At 66.3% G+C, this 17,358-nt stretch carries 17 protein-coding genes; 4 read left to right on the top strand and 13 right to left on the bottom strand.

The window, feature by feature from the left end:
* Nucleotides 1–11: 11 nt before the first annotated feature.
* The 10 genes from traA to ACF3NH_RS20370 all read right to left on the bottom strand — a co-directional run bounded on the left by traA (nucleotide 12) and on the right by ACF3NH_RS20370 (nucleotide 8,746).
* Nucleotides 12–440, bottom strand: coding sequence for a TraA family conjugative transfer protein (gene traA / locus ACF3NH_RS20415; RefSeq protein WP_422925534.1), 429 nt, complete (start codon nucleotides 438–440; stop codon nucleotides 12–14).
* Nucleotides 441–668: 228 nt separating this feature from the next.
* Nucleotides 669–1,379 (bottom strand): TraV family lipoprotein, encoded by a 711-nt coding sequence (locus ACF3NH_RS20410; protein WP_422925532.1) that lies wholly within the window; start codon nucleotides 1,377–1,379, stop codon nucleotides 669–671.
* 14 nt (nucleotides 1,380–1,393) lie between these two features.
* Entirely contained in the window at nucleotides 1,394–2,878 is a 1,485-nt protein-coding gene (locus ACF3NH_RS20405; RefSeq protein WP_422925530.1) for a TraB/VirB10 family protein, read from the bottom strand.
* Entirely contained in the window at nucleotides 2,875–3,939 is a 1,065-nt protein-coding gene (locus ACF3NH_RS20400) for a hypothetical protein (RefSeq protein ID WP_422925528.1), read from the bottom strand. The genes ACF3NH_RS20405 and ACF3NH_RS20400 overlap by 4 nt, the downstream gene beginning before the upstream one ends.
* Nucleotides 3,940–3,942: 3 nt before the next feature.
* Complete coding sequence (locus ACF3NH_RS20395) at nucleotides 3,943–4,569, bottom strand: TraE/TraK family type IV conjugative transfer system protein (protein ID WP_422925526.1); 627 nt, start codon at nucleotides 4,567–4,569, stop codon at nucleotides 3,943–3,945.
* Nucleotides 4,566–4,847 (bottom strand): type IV conjugative transfer system protein TraL, encoded by a 282-nt coding sequence (gene traL / locus ACF3NH_RS20390; protein WP_422925524.1) that lies wholly within the window; start codon nucleotides 4,845–4,847, stop codon nucleotides 4,566–4,568. The genes ACF3NH_RS20395 and traL overlap by 4 nt, the downstream gene beginning before the upstream one ends.
* A gap of 219 nt (nucleotides 4,848–5,066) precedes the next feature.
* Nucleotides 5,067–6,926 (bottom strand): hypothetical protein, encoded by a 1,860-nt coding sequence (locus ACF3NH_RS20385; protein WP_422925522.1) that lies wholly within the window; start codon nucleotides 6,924–6,926, stop codon nucleotides 5,067–5,069.
* Nucleotides 6,927–6,928: 2 nt separating this feature from the next.
* Complete coding sequence (locus tag ACF3NH_RS20380) at nucleotides 6,929–7,495, bottom strand: hypothetical protein (protein WP_422925520.1); 567 nt, start codon at nucleotides 7,493–7,495, stop codon at nucleotides 6,929–6,931.
* The gene (locus tag ACF3NH_RS20375; protein WP_422925518.1) at nucleotides 7,495–8,046 is read right to left on the bottom strand and encodes a transglycosylase SLT domain-containing protein; all 552 of its coding nucleotides are present in this window, start codon (nucleotides 8,044–8,046) and stop codon (nucleotides 7,495–7,497) included. The genes ACF3NH_RS20380 and ACF3NH_RS20375 overlap by 1 nt, the downstream gene beginning before the upstream one ends.
* 436 nt (nucleotides 8,047–8,482) lie before the next feature.
* Nucleotides 8,483–8,746: a hypothetical protein gene (locus tag ACF3NH_RS20370; protein WP_422925516.1), complete on the bottom strand. Its 264-nt coding sequence runs from the start codon at nucleotides 8,744–8,746 to the stop codon at nucleotides 8,483–8,485.
* An 865-nt stretch (nucleotides 8,747–9,611) separates the two neighbouring features.
* Here ACF3NH_RS20370 and ACF3NH_RS20365 point away from each other — a divergent pair.
* A complete protein-coding gene (locus ACF3NH_RS20365) occupies nucleotides 9,612–10,412 on the top strand; it encodes a pentapeptide repeat-containing protein (RefSeq protein ID WP_422925514.1) in 801 nt (266 codons plus the stop codon).
* Here ACF3NH_RS20365 and ACF3NH_RS20360 read toward each other — a convergent pair.
* Complete coding sequence (locus ACF3NH_RS20360; RefSeq protein WP_422925512.1) at nucleotides 10,394–10,852, bottom strand: hypothetical protein; 459 nt, start codon at nucleotides 10,850–10,852, stop codon at nucleotides 10,394–10,396. The two genes, ACF3NH_RS20365 and ACF3NH_RS20360, sit on opposite strands and share 19 nt — an antisense overlap.
* Nucleotides 10,853–10,888: 36 nt before the next feature.
* On the opposite strand from ACF3NH_RS20360, the gene ACF3NH_RS20355 reads away from it, so the two are divergent.
* From ACF3NH_RS20355 to repC, 3 genes are all read left to right on the top strand, one after another.
* A complete protein-coding gene (locus ACF3NH_RS20355; protein WP_422925510.1) occupies nucleotides 10,889–11,560 on the top strand; it encodes a hypothetical protein in 672 nt (223 codons plus the stop codon).
* A gap of 362 nt (nucleotides 11,561–11,922) precedes the next feature.
* On the top strand, nucleotides 11,923–13,122 hold the full coding sequence (locus ACF3NH_RS20350) for an IS256 family transposase (RefSeq protein WP_422921854.1): 1,200 nt from the start codon (nucleotides 11,923–11,925) through the stop codon (nucleotides 13,120–13,122).
* A 236-nt stretch (nucleotides 13,123–13,358) separates the two neighbouring features.
* Nucleotides 13,359–14,678, top strand: a complete 1,320-nt coding sequence (gene repC / locus ACF3NH_RS20345; protein WP_422925508.1) for a plasmid replication protein RepC — start codon at nucleotides 13,359–13,361, stop codon at nucleotides 14,676–14,678.
* Here the strand turns inward: repC and ACF3NH_RS20340 are convergent.
* Nucleotides 14,640–14,798, bottom strand: coding sequence for a hypothetical protein (locus tag ACF3NH_RS20340; protein WP_422925695.1), 159 nt, complete (start codon nucleotides 14,796–14,798; stop codon nucleotides 14,640–14,642). The two genes, repC and ACF3NH_RS20340, sit on opposite strands and share 39 nt — an antisense overlap.
* A 157-nt stretch (nucleotides 14,799–14,955) precedes the next feature.
* Complete coding sequence (locus ACF3NH_RS20335) at nucleotides 14,956–17,277, bottom strand: S8 family peptidase (protein ID WP_422925506.1); 2,322 nt, start codon at nucleotides 17,275–17,277, stop codon at nucleotides 14,956–14,958.
* Between the last annotated feature and the right edge of the window lie 81 nt (nucleotides 17,278–17,358).

Below are 17,358 nucleotides of genomic sequence, written 5' to 3'. Positions count from 1 at the left end.
GATCGCTCTCCTCAGAGGCCGGAGACGGCCGTGAGCAGATTGACGGCGGGCAGCGCCTTGGCCGTCGCCTCGGGCAGCAGCGGCACCGTGCCGGTGACGATGTTGTCCAGGATGGTCGGCGCGTTGTAGAGGCCGATGGCGCCGCCGACACCGATGGCGAAGGCCATGATGGACTGGCGCGCCACACCGGCGACCAGGCCGACGATGACGAAGGCACCGGCGACGATCTTGCCGAGGGTGCCCTGCATCCAGCCTGTCAGGGTCGTCCAGACGTCGGCGAACTCGGCGCCGTCGGTGCCGGCATGGGCGGGATCGGCCAGCATGACGGCGGCGGCGGCGAGCGCGAGGACCGACAGCGCCTTCTTCGCCTGCAGGGAGCCCGCACGGCGTGCGACCAGGCCGGCGCGCCGCGAGAGGAAGTTCGACAGCTTGCGGGACATACTGTGCTTCTCTTCATGGTCAGGGGCGACCGGAACAGCCCGGCCGAGAGAAGCTTCGAATGGTCGCTCAAGAAAAACACTCCCCGAAATCCGGGTAGAATGCGCACCGATTTACGAATCTTCCGGCTCAAAACGCTGTCGCGACGCACGATAGCGAGTCCCAATGCGCTGCAGCCCGCCTGACCATGTGGTCAGACGGGCACTTCATCTCGGGAATGGCGCGTGCGTCTATTGGTTACGCGGCTGTGCGGCGGGCCGGCGTCCTGATGTGGACGCGGCCTGGACCGGCGGGCGCGGTCCAAAGAAGCCGCCATCACCGCCCGATGAAGTCCGTGCTTCGCGCATGTCGGGGTCCATGCCCCGGGGCCCGGGCAGCGGCGTCAGTGCCGGCGGCGTGGCTTGCATGGGCGCGCCAAAGCTGTCGCCGCCACGCGGCGGTTCGAGCGGACGCAGCACGGTCGAGGTGGGCACGGCGGTGTGCCCGACCATCCAACGCCGCTCGGCCAACTCGGTATAGACGTAGCCTGGCATCACCAGGTCGCCCTTGTCGGTCTCCCAGGGCGCCACCCAGACGCGCATCACGAGCGACGGTGTGCGAAGCGGCACCGCCCCGTCCTGCGAGAAGGAGACCGGCAGCGCCGGGGAGGCAGCAGCCGGCGATACAGGTCCTGGCGCTGACGCCCCGACTGCTCGCGGGGCGGGAAGCGGCTGCGCCGATATGCCACCCGGCGCCGGATTGTCCGGCGCGGCGTGATCGGTCTGCAGCATGGGTCCATTGCGATTGTCCGTCATCCGATAGACATCGCGGGCGCTGGCGCAGACCCCGGCGGGCACTTCGCCGCAGATGTAGTCGGAGGCGCCCGGCATCGCGACCCCACAGGCGGTCAGGAGGGGAAGACCCAGAAGAGCGGACAGGCGGCCAATGGATGCGACACTCATCAGGCTCTCTCCTTTCAGCCGGGCAGGCGCAATGTCGCGCCCGCCGTCAGGATGACGTCCACCCGGCGACCTGCCGAGATTTCGATGACGGGAAACACGTCACCCGCCTGGTCAAGATAGAATTGCGCGATGCGGTCGAGCGCCCGACCGCTGCCCCGGGCGAGGCCGCTGCCAAGATTGTCTTGGGCGCCTTCGAAGGAGAAGCCGCCGCCGCCCGAGACGCCGATCTGGACGCCTCGCGTGTTGGAGAAGGCTTCGGCGACGCCCTGCATCAGGCCGACCACCAGGGCACGCGCGACGAACTGACCCTGCTTGGTCACCAAGCGGCCGCGGATGCCGGCCTTGCCATCCTCGCCGCTCGCATAGGCCTGGATCTTTTCCTGCACGACGGTTCCGTCATTCAGCACGCAGGAGAAGGTCTCGCCGCGCATGTAGGAGCGCTCGGAGGAGAGATCCCCGAAGCCGCTGACCAGCAGGAAGCATTCCCGCACATCCGCCTTGAAGCGGTTTGGCAGGATGGCGAGGTCATTCAGGCGGATCAGCGCCGGCAGGGGATCGCGGCGGGCCTGGCGCGAGGTTGGCGCATCGAAGCCGGCCAGCACGACACCGCTCAGGATGGCGCCGGCCGGCAGAAAGGCCTGCTCGCCTGTCCGACGCTGCGGCATGTCCTGGTTCTGCCGCTCGACCGGCGGCGGCGCGATGTAGCGCATGGCGCCGCCGCCGGCCGCCGCCGGCGTCGCGCCTCCCCTCCTGCCGCCCTGGGGCTGGGGCTGGGGCTGGACGGCGACAGCGGGTTCAAAGCGCGGGCGCTGAGAAAAGACGCCTTCCGGGCTCAGGTCGCCGAGGGGGTTTGTCGGCGGATCGGGCGGCAGCCCTGCATTCAGGTCGATCCTCGGCGGCCGGCCCCCGAAGGCGATCGGATCCGCGGCGGGCTGTGGCGGGTCCGGGGCCGGCGCGCGCATCGACGCCGCATCTGGCGCCGGCTGTGCCGGCGGATCCGCGGCATTCTGCTGTGCCGCTGGCGGCTGGGTCGCCGCAGGCGCAGGCGTCGGAGCCGCCGCAGCCACTGGCTGCTCCGGCGTGCTGCCACCCAACTCGGCGATCCGCGCCTCAAGCTCCCGCAGACGCACGCGGTCCTCGGCATTACCCCGGCCGCGTGCCCCTTCGATTTCGCGCCGGAGCTGGCGGGCCTGGGATTCCAGCAAGGCGACGTTGCGTCGGTTTTCATCGGCAAACCGCTGTTCGAGACGGTGGTAGCGGTCGAGCGTCATGCTGAGCTGGGCCGCCAGCCCGTCCACGGTCACAGCACGGGTATTGTTGCTGATCATGACCTCGCTCACCACGTTCTGCCGGCGGTTGCCCTGCCGCTGGATGCTTTCGTCCGCGGGGATCACCAGCCAGAGGAAAGCGACCAGGGCCGTGCCGCCGCCGCCGAAGACCAGGATGCGCTTGCCGCGGGCCGGCAGGCGGTTCCAAATCCCGCTCGTGGTGCCGCTCATCGGCCTGCTTCCGCCTGCAGCAGCGACGGCCGCGGCGTGGATCGCTCCTGCACCGGCGTATTGCGCTGGACGATGAAGATCTCCGCGCTGCCCCCGGGCGCCAGCATCGGCGATGGGGAAAGAGCGACGGCCGCTGTGCTGGCACTCCCGCACCAGCTCTCGACGAATTCGCGGGCCTCGCCCGAGGTGTTCCGGACCACACCGACATAGGCCTCGAGCTGCGCGCCCACGACCAGCTGGCCACGCCGGAAATCCACCGTGATGCCGGCATCGGTGCGGCAGGCCGGCGGGCTGACCGAACCCGCCATCTGGCGCATCTCATAGCCGGGCGGCACCTCACCGACCGCCAGCCGCCGCATCACGTCGCGGATGGTGTCAACATAGGGCTGGCCCCGCTCCCAGCGATCGGCGGTGTCGACGCGCTCGCGCACCGTGCGGGAGGAGACCCGCGTGGCGCTCTCCCCCGGAAGCCGCAGATCCAGCTCGACCGGCGGGATCAGCCGCGGCACAAGGGTCAGGGAGATGGCTACGCTATCATCGCCATCTTCGTGGATGAACATGGTCAGCGGCTGCTCGCTGCGGGGCGAGACGTAGATGACATTGCCCCGGCTCTGGATCTCCTCCGGCGAATTGGTCTGCACCCCGGCCCGCTGGAAGGGGGTGACGATGCGGTTCATGTGCCCCTGGGCGATGGGAAAGATATTGTTCGCCCCCGTGCGGACCTGCACGATGCCACTCACCGTGGCGGCACTGGCCGCGGCACGCGGGGAGACCGCCGCGGGCACGGTCGGGATGGTGGCCTCCTGTCTCTGCCCCGTCCGGGCGGCCGGCACCGCCGCGAGCCTCGCAGAGGGCTGCGGGGCTGCCTGGGACGCCCCGGGCGCTGTGGACCCTGCGGCGCCCGTCAGCCGGCCAGGAGGCACCTCCACATGCCGTACGGCGCCCTCCACCCCTGACGCTCCGGCAGGCGCCGCGGGTGCTTCCTGGGCCAGCACGGGCCGGAACAGCAGGGAGATGGCGATCAAGGCCAGGGCGGCCTGGCCGAAGAGAGCATTCATCATGGCTCAGCTCCTGCTGGCGCGCTCGCCTGAGGCGGGGCGCTGATTGTTCTCGCGATCCAGCACATCCTGCGTCCGGGGGAGACCGGCATAGCTCGACAGGCCACAGAGCTCCGGCTTGAAGTCCCGGATCTGGATGCGGAACTCGAAGGTCCGGTCATTCCGGGCCTGGCTGCCGGTGACGCTCTCCACGACCTGCTGGCCCTGGACGAAGGTGCGGCCGGTCGAACGCTCATGCAGGACCCGCCTCGCCTCAAAGCGCGTGCTCACCCGGTCCTGACGCATCTGCAGGCTCTCCCGCTCGATGGCAGTGACCACCTCGTGGTAGATGTCGGGACAGAGCAGCCCCTCGACGCTGCGGCGGACGAAGTCGGTATTGCCGGGCGTCACATTGCCCAGGACGCTGGCGAAGTAGGCGGCCCAGGATTCCAGGAAGGCCGGATCCGCCGTGCCGCGCCGCACGCTGACCTCCTGCTTGAAATCGGGCGGCACCATGGTGACGGTGCGGTCCTGCCGAAGCACCAGAAGCCCCAGCCCGGCGATGGCAAGCGATTGTGCCGCCAGGGCGACCGCCATCATGTTGTTGAGGCGGCGGGTACCCTCCCAGGAGCGGAAGAAGGTCGCGAACTTCATGGCCACCAGATCCGCGCGAAGGGGTTCGGAAAGGAGTAGCCGCGCCCGGGCCACAGCCCCGACCAGTAGATGGCGTGAAGCACGTAATTCTCGGGGCGCCCGTCACGAAAGCGGCGATAGACCAGGCTCAACACCAGACCGAGCGCCAGGCCGCCCATCATCCGCTCGAACATCAGGCCGACGACCATCAGCAGACAGGGCGCGAAGAGGTCGTCGATCCGCCACAACAGGAAATAGGGCGGCTCATCGACGGTGCGGGGCAGCGGGATACTCTGCATCGGGGACCCTCCTGAGCGGAAAGTCTGCCTTGCACGATCCTATCTGGAACCCCCCGTAAATAGCGTAAAGTGAGCACCAGTTCCGATCCTTCGGGCCGGCGGTCCGTCAACGGGCGATGGGCTGCACAGCACCTCAGCAGGATGCTCGCCATCACGACGTCTGAATTCCGCCAGGAATCTGCTGCGCAAACTCCCGCCGCCTCGCTCCTGTCAGCCCGCTCAGAGCGGGACGTTATCCTGCTCCACGAGCGTTCCCGGCCGCAGTCTAACCCCCACGACGGGACCTTGCGGGACCGTGCCGCCAGCCCGGCGCCACGTGTTTCCAGCTCGGCCAGAGCGCCGATGATGGTCAACATCACCTGATCCTGGACCCTGACGAAGCCCTCGCCAGAGATGGTCGAGCTCCTCGAACCGCCGAACAGGGGGCGCGCGTGCCGCGCGCGAAGCGATCAAAGCCGGGATCCCGGCGGCTTTCCAGGGCCGGATGCTGTGCATCCGGGTCCTGTGGCCCATCTCGCCACACAACTCGGGCACGCCATGCTGGTGACCAGATGTTCGGCGGCGTCGACCGCAATCGACCTGCCCGAGCCCAGCGCGTTGGACCGGCTGGCAAAGTGGTTTGATGCCGAGGTTCATGGGCAGATCCGCGGTCGCGTCGCGGGGGGCATTGCGTCTGATCGTGCGGCAGCGCTGGTCGCCCTGCCGCTCATGCCGCCCGGCGGCAGGGCGAGGGGCTGAAGCTTGGAACAGGCGCCTGGGCCGTCGACGTCGCAGACGATCAGGCTCTGGACCTATGGCCTTGGATGGCTGGACAGCCTGATCGACCCTGAGCCGCTTTTGGAGGGTATCACCCCCACCAGACTGCGGCAGTTCGCCGTCGAGGTTGCGGCCGCCCTCGCCGAGCAGCATCAGGCCATCGGGAATACCCTGATCGGCATCATCGGACAGGTGCTGGAATCCGTGCTGACGCAGGACGCCGGCGCTGCCTTCGGACATGCAGTCAGGCAGTTCCTGTCCATGCCAGTCGGCGTCGCACCCATGACGTGGCGTTGCGACGCCGTTCCCCCCTGGCGCCGCAGCAAGGACCGTCCCCTGCCCCGGCGGATCCACGCCAGGTGCCGCGTCCTGCCGATCCGGTTGCTCAATCGGATGGCAATCCAACCGGCGATCCAGTACCGCGACCGACAGGCGTTCGTTGCCAGATGCGGCTGTGCCGTGCTCGGTTGTGCCCACAATCTCCACATAGGGCAGACCTTCCGGCACGCCGCCGAGGTCATGAAGATCGGCGTCATCGACCAGTACGTCCGCTTCCTCTTGCCCAGGCACCGCGGCGGCAGCCGTCCCGCCATAACCCACGGCGGCCGCGGTAGGCCGCGCGAAAGCACTCTCCTCGTCTCTCAGCACATCCGCCATGGCGCCCGCGACGGCATTGCCCATCACCACACCCTCGACAGCGATATGGTCCTGTTCACGGACACCATCCAGCAGCTCGCCTTGCCGGCCCGCCTCTTTGGTGCGCGCCAACGCCGCCTGAAACTGCCGGCGGGCACAGCAGCAGGGGCAGCCGCGCGGCGTGTCAATGCAGTGCCATCGCCAGGCTGGATTTCCGCAGTCACCGCACACCTCGCGGATCATCTCGTCACGATCGCGCAGGATCGTGCAGGCCTCGTTGACCGTCAGGCGGTCCTTGAGGAAGAGCGGTGTCGTGCCCGGTAGCAGCCTCTCCGTGCAGTGGTAATCCAGAACCTCAAGGCAGTAGCGATAGTAGGCGAACGCGCAGTCAGACAGGATCGCGGGCCTGAGTTCCGGCGCGTCCGGCCCCTTGCAGCGGACCTCGAACTCTCGGACGCACTCCATATACAGAGTGGCGTGATAGATCTTGCCGAGCCGGGTCAGGAAGCGCCCCGCTTTGGGAGGCCGACCCCTTGGACTCGCTCTTCCGGCCATACGATCTGGGATCAGTGCCCTGACCCGGCGCAGTGAGAGGCCTGTGACATCATGTGCCAAGCGCGGAAGCAGTCCCTGATCCAGCAGCGACATGGTGGCCAGGCAAATGCGAACTTCCCGACGGCTCTGCATGGTCAGTTCTCCTTGTGCTTCGAGACAGAGGGGGTGGCTGGCTCGAGGCCAACGGCTTCGAAGACGACGCTGACGGCCGCGGGTTGCTCGGCGTCCTTCCCGGCGCAGACCAGATCCTCACGAACGTGCAGCCACGAAACAGGGGAGCATTCCAGTTCCGCGCGGAGCCCCGGATGCGACTGCAGCTCCGCTGCGAAATCCGGCTTAATGCCATACAGAAGAAAGGCGGCGGCATCGCGCGAACGCCAACTGGGCAAGGCCAGGTCAAGGTAGCGCGCATGCAGAAGGCGCAGGCCATTGATCGCCCGCGGCCGATTGGCATTGAGCCCTGGCTCTACCCGCGCACGGAAGACGATCTCTTGCAATGCAAAGGCCGGCCTGACGATGCAGCGGAGGTCAGCGACGCAGGGGTTAGCGCCCTGCTGCCATAAGGCCCCGAGACAGGCCGCGTCGGCATCCGCGATCCCGAAGGCCTCTGCCATGGCCGCGGGACCGCACTCGTCCATCATGATAAACATGGTCCGCAATGCCAGATGATTAAGTTCCTGAAGCGGGAGAAGCGAGGGCATCACTCGCCCCCTCGCCGCGCCAGGTGCCGCAACCCGGCCAGCCCATAATAGGTGGCCCAGACCAGCGTGCCGTATTCGCGCGCACGCCATTCGGTCCAGGAATGGTAGCGCCCGACACCAAGCACCGGATCCAGCGGGATGCTGTCCATCGCCCTGCGCAGAATCGAGGCGGCGATGCGAAGGTTCGAGGCCGGGTCGAGCAGATCCTCCACGGACGCCGCCAGGTGACCATTGTGCCTCAGGTTCACCTGCATCAGCCCGATATCGCTGTTGCTGTCGCGCGGCAGGGTGCGGAGCAGCAGCTCGGCTGCCTCCCGGCTCTCGGCAAAGACCGGACCATTGGGCGTGCGCACGGTCCACGGCCACGGCGCGATCCGGCCGCTGCCCGCCGATCGGCCCGCCTCCACGAGAGAGATGGCGTAGAGCAGCAAGGGATCGGCAACGCCCGCCCGGTTCGCCGCCTCTTCCCAGATGGTGCCGTGTAACTCCAGGCAGCGGGCCTCACGCCCTCCCGCAAATAGAGCGGAGACCAGAAGCACCACCAGGAACACGAGTCTCAATTTTGATCGAGACGCCAAATGTATAGTTCGGCGCGACCCTGTTCCAAACTGTGAACAAAGCTCGATCATGGCGCCATCTTTCCTTAGTGCTATCTTAATGGTCAACGAATTTCTAAAAATTCCGCAATCGAATGGTGAAAGAATATCCAGGATGCCGCGGGGTAATTTGCGGGCGAGGAAGAGGCACCGGTGCGCCGCCGCAAGTAGTTGTGGCGCCCCTTTTGTTACACGCGGTAGTTGCAAGCGCCTTTCATTTGCTGTGAAATACGGCGCCGGCATCCATTCCGACCCTCCAAAACGTCTGCCACTTGTGCGGGATCTTTGCTCTGACTCCGCAAAGATTCCGGCGACATCCCGCATGGAGCGTGATTGTTCAGTCAGGCTCTCTGTCTCATTCCGCAACTGCGAAGGCTTCGCGAGTATGTGATCAGAGAGCATGGAGCCTGAGCCTCCTCTCGATGTCGCGCGGCAGCACGACTTCGCTGAAGCGATCAAGACTCATCCCTGTCGGCTGCGGATGATCGACGCAGAGGCCCGGGCCTTCATCGCGGTGTCGCCACCACCAGTCCGACAATGGCGTGGCATCTTCGAGCTGCCACGTCGCACCGCCTGCTGACCGCAGGCTGATCCTTCGCAGGCGTTCCCAGGCCGCCCGCAGCATCCCCTGAACAAAGCAGCGGATCCTGCTCATGACGTCGAACTGCGTGCAGGCCCGATAGCTCCGAAGGCCTTGCGACAGCGAAGAGGCTTCTGGCTTCAGCGCCGTGCAGCACCAGCCCGTCACCCAGCCAGTAATAGACGTCGAAGGCGATGGCACAGGCGAGCGGCGCTTCATTGCGGAGCAATCGAAGGCCGGTTCGCGTCTCTTTTTCCTGGAGCAGGCGTTTGGTGGCTGCGAAAGCTGACCGGCTCGGGCTAGCCAGCATTGCGCTCTCGTGTGCGTGATCGCGCTGTAAGGGTGTCTGAGCGCTCATGCCCGGAGGATAAGTGACCGGAATTCCCCTGGAACCCCCCGTAATGGGAGGAATTTTTGCCGAATTCCGGAGGGTTCCGTAGGGGCCCGGCTTGGCTAGCCTTCCCGGCATGACCGGAAAATCCGCAGCCCTCCCCTTCTACCTCCTTCTGGCCTTGTTCGTGGTCGCTTCCGGCTGTGCCGGGCCGGAACCCCCACTCCCCGAGCCGCTGCCGGTGAGCATTAATCCTCCCCCGGCACAGCCCATCACCACGGCCTCCATGCAATGGTTCGCGCCGCGCGCGAACGGCGCCGGCTTCGAGGTTGGCGCCTGGCAGCATGCGCTGCGGCCGCCTGCTCTGCCTGCCCTATATAATGAGCGGCCTACCTTTGGCGCCGACGCGGCACAGGCACCTCCGGACAGTGAGAGAGCACGCGCAGCGGTCGCCGCGCTGCGGCGCCTGTGCGCCGGCGGCCAGCGATCCGCAACAGCAGAGGAACTGACGCTCATCGCCTGGCTCAGTTACACGCCGCCAGGCTCTCCGGTCACAGCTGACTGCGCCCTGCTGGCCGCCGCCGATGCATTGCAGGGGGCCATGGCGCCATGGCGGTAGTTCTCTCTCGCGACCATCGCACCACACTGCTCAGCGATCCCGCCGAACAGATGCCAGCGCTGCTCCGACATTGCGCCGAACTGCGGCATGAGCTGCCCGGCGCCGATCTCCCTGGCCTTGATCTGGAAGGCCTCTCCCTCGACAGTCTGGCGATCCCGGGAGGAAGTCTGTTCCGCGGGCGGCTGCGGCGGACTAGCATCACGCGTGCGAAGCTCGAGGGCCTCGACGCGCCCGAGCTGGACGCGAAGAATGTCGACTTCATCGACTGCGACCTGACAGCGGCGTCCCTGTCGCGCGCGCGCCTCTCCCGTGTTCGCTTTGTCCGCTGCAACATGCGGCGGGCCCGCCTCGATGAGAGCGTCCTCAGTCACTGCAGCTTTATCGAGACCGATTTGGGAGAAGCCAGCCTCCAGGAGGTGGAGGGACGCTCGTGTCTGTTCGAGCGCTGCGTTCTTGACGACGCCATTCTCTGCGCGGCCGAGATGCCGCTCGCGACCTTCTGGTGCTCGAGCATGCAGAGCGTCTTTGCCGAGGCCGCCATCTTTGCCAGATCGACATTCCGCCGGACCGACGCCAACCGCGGCTACTTCAGGGACGCTGATTTCCACCGCGCGCAGATCATTCGCACCACAGGCATCTGGGCCGATTTCAAGGCCGCACGGTTTCTGGCGGCGCAGTTGCGCCGCTTTGATGCTCGCTTCGCCGACTTCCGCTGCACCGAGGGCCTTGATCCGATGACCGCGGAGCTCTGCGCCGCGGGCGGCCTGGCCGTTCAACCGGAGAGTGCCTGATGCTGTTCCAGCCTGTAGCGGAAGTAAATGCCCGTCGCGAGGACCGCCCCGGCGCCAAGCCCGAAGAGGAGGATCGCCGTGGGCGCACGCTCCTCGCCATGCAACGCCAGGAGGGTCGCCGCGCCGACCGAGCAGGTGAGCGCAGCTCCGCCAAGCAGATAGGAGACCAACAAGCAGTCGACCCTGCGCCAGCTCAGCAGGCGCGCAGCTGGCTGCCCGGCCGAGAGGCGCGCCGAGCGCCACAGCGCCGGCATCATGGCGGCGGGGGCACAGAGCAGAGCCGCAAGCCGCTCTTCCGCCGATGGCGTCGGCGCATAGATGGCCCGAAGCACGGCGATCGTCGCGCAGACATAGACAACGGCCGCCCCGATGGAGAACAGCCAGCGGCGGGTATCCTCGCGCCGCAGCCAGGCGGGCTGAATGGCTCTGAGGAACTGCATCGATCGCCGGCTCCGTCATTCCCCGTGATGCGGAGGATGATGAATCGGCCCCGGCCCGGTGCCAAGCCAGGATGCAATGCCGCCGCGTCAGTGGAGGAGATCTTCTTTGGCGATGACGACATCACCCATGGAGCCTCATCGTCCGCGGATCATGACGAGCACCACCCTCTCCCCTCCCCGCGCCCGCACCAGGCGAACTTCGGCATGGCCGCCGCCGCATTCCTGCTCCTTATGGGGCCATGGCCGCCTGGGCCGGGGGCCCAGGCGGTAGCGCAGGATCTTCGGATCGAGGACGGAGTGCGTTGGACTATCGATGGCCGGCGGATGCGCATCTGGGGCGTCGAAACCGTCCAGGACGACGCTGACACGATCGCCCGCACCAACCAGGCGGTGATGGTCTATCTGCGCGACGTCGGTCCCTTGAACTGCATTCCGGTCCTGACCGAGAAGCCCGGCCTGGTCCATAGCCCGGCATGCCCGGCCCGTCCCACGGACGAGGCCGGGATCAGCTGGGTCATCTGCAGGACAAGCGGCCGGCAGAAAAGAGATGTCGCCAAGGATCTCGTTCGCCGGGGATGGTTGGCTGACTCCCCGCCATCCTCATGCCGGGCCTACGCGCTTGAGACGACTTCGGCACGGCGGTCTCGACTCGGCCTTTGGGCCTACGTACCGCACGGAAGTCAAGAATCGGGCGCTGATATACAGTAAAGCCAAACGCACAACCCGCTGAATAGAACTAAATGGATCGCATTTAGCTGGTAACTTTCAGTCCTGACATTTCGATTTGCAAAGCGCGCAACGTCTTGGAATATCAAGAGATGCGGACTTGGCAGACGGCGTCAGGTTGCACCAAACGCGCGGACCGCGGCGAGTTTGCGGCACGCGCAGTCTTTAACCACCGGCAAAGGATCAGAATGGCGCGCTGAAAAACAAAAGAGGCCAGCGCCTGCAAGCACTGGTCGTGCCCCGGGTGGTGGTGTAGGAGGCAGCCGCCCAAGTTAGGGCGGCCATCGCGGTGATCCTCGGTAGGGTTGTGTTGCAACACGCAACTCTGACGCAAGGACGCCACGATGACCGACGAGAGGATTGCCCTTCGCGAGCTTCTGGAGAAGGGCTCTGACGCGACTTTTCTGCGGGAGATGATCGGCTTTGCCGCCCAGCGGCTGATGGAGCTGGAGACGGACGGCCGCTGCGGTGCGGGGCATGGCGAGCGCAGCGCCGAGCGGGTGAACCAGCGCAACGGTTATCGCGAGCGGGATTGGCAGACCCGAGCCGGCACGGTGGAGCTTCGCATCCCCAAGCTCCGCAAGGGCAGCTACTTCCCGGCTTTCCTGGAGCCTCGGCGGCTGGCGGAGAAGGCGCTGACGGCAGTCATCCAGGAGGCCTATGTCCAGGGCATTTCCACGCGCTCGGTGGACGACCTGGTCCGGGCCATGGGGATGGAGGGCATTTCCAAGAGCCAGGTCTCCCGGCTCTGCGCCGAGATCGACGGCCGGGTGCAGGACTTCCTGGGCCGCCCTATCGAGGGCGACTGGCCCTACCTGTGGCTCGACGCCACCTACGTGAAGGTGCGCGAGGCTGGCCGCATTGTCTCGGTCGCGGTCACCATCGCGGTAGGCGTCAACAGTGACGGACGCCGCGAGGTGCTCGGCATGGCGGTCGGCGCCTCCGAGGCGGAGACCTTCTGGACGGACTTCCTCCGCGGCCTGACCCGGCGCGGCCTGCGCGGCGTCAAGCTGGTCATCTCCGACGCCCATGAGGGCCTCAAGGCCGCAGTGGCCAAGGTGCTCCGGGCCACATGGCAAAGGTGCCGCGTGCATTTCGGCCGAAACGCCGCCGCCCATGCGGGCAAGACCCAGCGCCGCATCGTCTCGGCTTGGATCGGCACCGCCTATGCCGAGGCCGATGCCGCGGCCGCCCATGCCCAGTGGCGATCCGTGGCCGACCAGCTCCGCCCCAGGGTGCCGAAACTCGCCAGCCTGATGGATGCGGCCGAGGAGGACGTGCTGGCTTTCATGGATTTCCCGCGGGAGCACCGCGCCAAGCTCCACAGCACCAACCCCATCGAGCGCCTCAACGGCGAAATCAAGCGGCGCACCGACGTCGTCGGCATCTTCCCCAACGAAGCCGCCATCACCAGGCTCGTCGGCGCTCTGCTCCTCGAGCAGTCCGACGAATGGGCCACACAGCGGTCGCGCTACATGACGCTGGAGACCATCGGCGCTGTGAGCGATACTGCCCCCGTCAGCCTGCCCGCCGCGGCAGCCTGACACCGCGGCTCAGCCCGCTGAGGAGCGCCGCTCCTACACCACAGGGTGGGACACGATCCAAGCACTGACCTCTTCTGATCCGAAAGACCCTGATCCTGAGAGAGACCACGGCCAAACGGCCACCAGAATATGGTCATCAGGATAGGAATGAGCCCGCCCTTCGTCAAGCGACCCTTCGCGTGACAACGGGAAAGCTTTGTCTCGCGGTTCGTCAGCGCTCCTGAGAGGAGCGAGACATGAATGTGCCCCGGGGCAATCCCGGCCGACCTACGGGACGGCGTAAGATCGACCCCGCCGAATTGGCAAATGCGAAGCTCAAGCTGCCGGAGGGTGTGCAGCCTCGCAGAGGTGAGATGCTCTGGGCGCTGAAGACAGCCGCCCCCGCCTATGGCTGGCCGATGAGGCTGGTCCATTTCATGGACCATCTCATGGGCTACACCCACGAAGGCGACTGGCAGCACCCGGCCTGGCCAATCGTCTGGCCCGCTTCACGCGAGCTTCAGGAGCAGCTCGGCATTGGACGCACCCAGCTAAAGGCCATGGTGTCCATTGCCATCGAGGCCGGGCTGATGATCCTCCGCGAGAGCCCCAATGGCCATCGCTACGGGCGCCGGGATTCCCGTACCGGGCGCATCCTGTTCGCCTACGGCTTCGACCTGGCTCCCCTCGCGGCACGCAGGGAGGAGTTTCTGGCGGCCGGCCGGGCGCACCGGGAACGTCTGGCCGAGGGCAAGCTGTTACGTCGGGAGATCGCCCGCCTGAAGAACCGGTTACTGTCGGTGCTCGAGATACCCGCTCCTGCTCTCGACAGCCGGCGGCCCGATCTTCTGCGGGAAGCGCAGGTCCTCTTTCTCAGCCGGCGCGAAAGCTGCGATCCGACATACCTGTTGCCGATCGCCAAGCAACTTCGGCAGCTTGACCGCGAAATCGTCGGGCAAATTGAAGCAGCTTCCGCGGAAAAGCCTGTGAATTCTGACCCCTTGGGGTCGGAAAACCGACCCCACATACAATCTACCTATGATCTGGATATCGCTAAAGCGAATACAAACCCGGCGAAACCGCCTGCAGCGCCTCCGGCTGGTCAGGAAAAGCTGCAACGAGGAAAAGAGCGTCAAAAACGAGATACCTGCCGGGGATCATCCGCCGTCAGTCTACAGCCGACCCCTCACATGGTTGTCCGCCTCTCGCCGTCGTTCCGATCCTGGATCCGCAATCCCAGACCTGGATGGAGCGATATTCTGGAGGCGGCCGGCCTTGTGCGCGCCGAACTCGGCATCAGTCAGGATGCCTGGGGAGACGCTTGCCTCGGTCTGGGACGGATCAAGGCAGCCCTAGCCCTGGCTGCTATCTCCGCCCGCCATGCCTTTGGAGAAGTCCAGGCCCCAGGAGGCCTCCTTCGGGCCATGACGAAAGCCCAGGCAAGAGGCGAACTGCGCCTGGACCGCACAATCGCGAGCCTTCTGCGTCGCGGGCTGCCGCCGGGGCGGGAAAACATGCATTCGTCCTACCGCAGATCTTCAGGCCTTGATCAGGCGGTAATCAGACACGGTAGGTGAGAGCATCGGCATGGATGTGTCATCGGCGTACACTCGCGCGCCTCCCATGGCATGACAGCCAGTGAACGCGGCCACCGGTTCCGCCAGCTTGGCTGACTTGCCGACCCACCCCGCTAGCAGCCCTCGCGGCAGATCGATCCCATCCGGCGCGTAGAGACCTTGTGATTGGGAGTGAGGGATGGTTTAGCTGCCTACAGCCAAACCGCGACTGTGATTGATTCATGTTGGAAGCGCCATATGGCACCTGGCTTGGCGGCCATTGAAGCTCCGAGACTCGTCACCCGATGGGCACTTCGATACCGATCTTGTTGGCAATGGACGTGTAAAGATCGATTTCGGCTTCGGGCGCCCGGATGGAGACAATCAGCGCGTAGCGCGCCGAACGGTCCCAGCGCTGCAGGCCAGGATTCTCCTTCCACCAGCCGCCGATCGGGAAGACACCAATGGACTCCCGCTCAGCCAGCGCCGCCGCACTACCCCGCCAGATATCGGAATGAAGGGAACCGCGGTCGCGCAGTTGCGGTCCCAGGATCCAATCATCGCCCGCGCCGGCGATCGATTGGCCGGCTTCCTCGGCTTCAGCAGCGCGGTTGATCCTCTGGCGAAACTGGTCGAGCGTTTCGAGCGACCTCTTCACCGCGAACCGGAGACCGTGAGAGGCATAGCGATGCCGGCGCGTCCATCCACGCTCTCCAGGATTGGGCTCCACGAAATAGGATAGCGTGATCCGGAGTTCGACATCCTGTTGGCCGAGGGACTGAAGCTCACTCCTAGGCCAGGGAAGGCTATGGAGATTCATGTCCCGGGTCTTGATGGCCGAGCCGTCGCGCCGAAACGGCAACAGCGCATCCTCGACCATCAAAGTGGCGTCGTTGGTGGCGCTGTAGAGCGCGCGGCGCCAGGTCGGCACGCCCCAGCCATAGCGACGCAGCATTGCCATCTTCTGCGCCTGAGAGCCTGCCCGCTCGACGTGCTGGCGCATCACCGGGGTCCATTCGGCCGCGTGGACAACCAAGCCGCGCACCGTCTCCGGCCAGAGCTCCGGTCGCGCAGCCAAGATCCGCGCCGACAGCCGCGAGGCAAGGGCCGTGGCGGCGCTTGTCTCGCCGAAGGGGCGGAGCAGGCCCTCGGCAGGTCGGGAATGCGCCGTCAAAAGCTGCAGGTCGTCGATCGGCTCAGCGCTATTGATCCCATCATGCGCCTGATTGCCGCCCTCGAAGACCACGTCGGGCCGGATCGGCCACTGGCGGTCCCAGGTGCCCGAGGTTCGGCTCGTCGGGCAAAGTCCGCCGGCTGGCGCCACCGGTTCCCACCCCCCGAAGTCGGGATGCGTGATGGTGATCCGATTGGTGCAGGCGCCGGCGATCAGCGCGTTCCAGGCCTGGGCGGGGTTCTCCGCCTCGGCCAAGTCATTGCGGTCCGGGTAGACCGCTACGTCGATGTCGTCGCGCAAATTGCCCGTAGCGAGGACAAAGAGGCGACGCGTGTTGCCGCCGCCATACGCGAGTTGGTCGATGGCGGCGGACCAGGAAGAAGGGCGCCCACGCCCCAGCCCTACATCACTAGTCACGGCCATGCAGTAAACCCGGGACCGCCGCGGGGCCTGCCCCTCGACCATGGCAACACCGGCCGCTGTGATGGCGCCGTAGAGTTCCGGTGGGCTCTGCCCACGCCGCGGGAGGATGCGAACGGTCTCGAGGCGATGCCGAGGAGAGACATCAGTCGTCCTGGTCAAGGCGGCCTCGAGGTCCCCGTACAAGGCGACCCCGGCCATCCCGGTCCCGTGCCCCTGCCACTGACCCGAACTGTCATCGAGGCCCCATGACATGTCGTAGGCATGCTGATCGGCAGCCAGGAGGGCGGGCGCGATCAGCGGATGGGCACGAACGGCGCCGCTGTCGAACACACAAACGGCTGGCGCATCGCGCCCTGGCGGCGTCACCCGTCGTACGAGATCCTCAACCCAATCCGCCTGCTCGAGCGGCTGCATCTCCAGGAAAAGGCTTGGCGTGTCCTTAGCCCGCCGCAATTCAGCGATGGCATCCGTGTTGGTCACCAATCGAGTCATCGCCGTTTCATTGGCAAGAGCGAGGGCGACGTCTCGCTCGGGGAAACTGATGGTGTGGTCCTTGAGCTCCAGGTTGATGCGGGAGGCAGCCTGCCGGAAGTCATCGAGGCGTCCTTCCCGCAGCCAGACCTCCCACCAGACCTGCTGCCCCCCCGCCGGATAGGTCTCTGCCGCGTCCGTGAAGAGCGAACGCACTGCTCCCAGGCGCACGGTCTCGATGCGCGCAATCAGGGCTTCGTGCTTCGGTTTACCCCAACGCGTCTCCTCGTCCCGATAAGCTTCGATCTTCTCGAGGAAAAACTCGGCGGCGCTGTTCGGGACGAATACGGTCGCCGATACCATCGCGTCGCCCTCAGCGGGCGGTTTAACGGCGACGAGCTCGATGGCGTTACGCTTGCTCTCGAGTGCCTCGACCGCCGCGCCTTGCGCAATGGAAATATCGAACTGCAGGTAGAAGCCCGGCTCGCCCGTCGCGATGCCCTCCTCTCGCGCCGCCAGTTGCTGGCGCGCCTCGGCGAGTGCCCGTCCCATGGCGCGCTCGAGTTGGCGCGCGTGCGCCGCACGGACCCGCGCCGGGGGAAGCCCGGAGCTGCCACGGTGCGGAGATGTGTA

It is taken from the genome of Pseudoroseomonas sp. WGS1072 (genome assembly GCF_049340465.1).
Classification (GTDB): Bacteria; Pseudomonadota; Alphaproteobacteria; order Acetobacterales; family Acetobacteraceae; genus Pseudoroseomonas.
The sequence above is the reverse complement of the archived record's forward strand: the minus strand, read 5'-3'. Positions and strand labels throughout refer to the sequence as shown.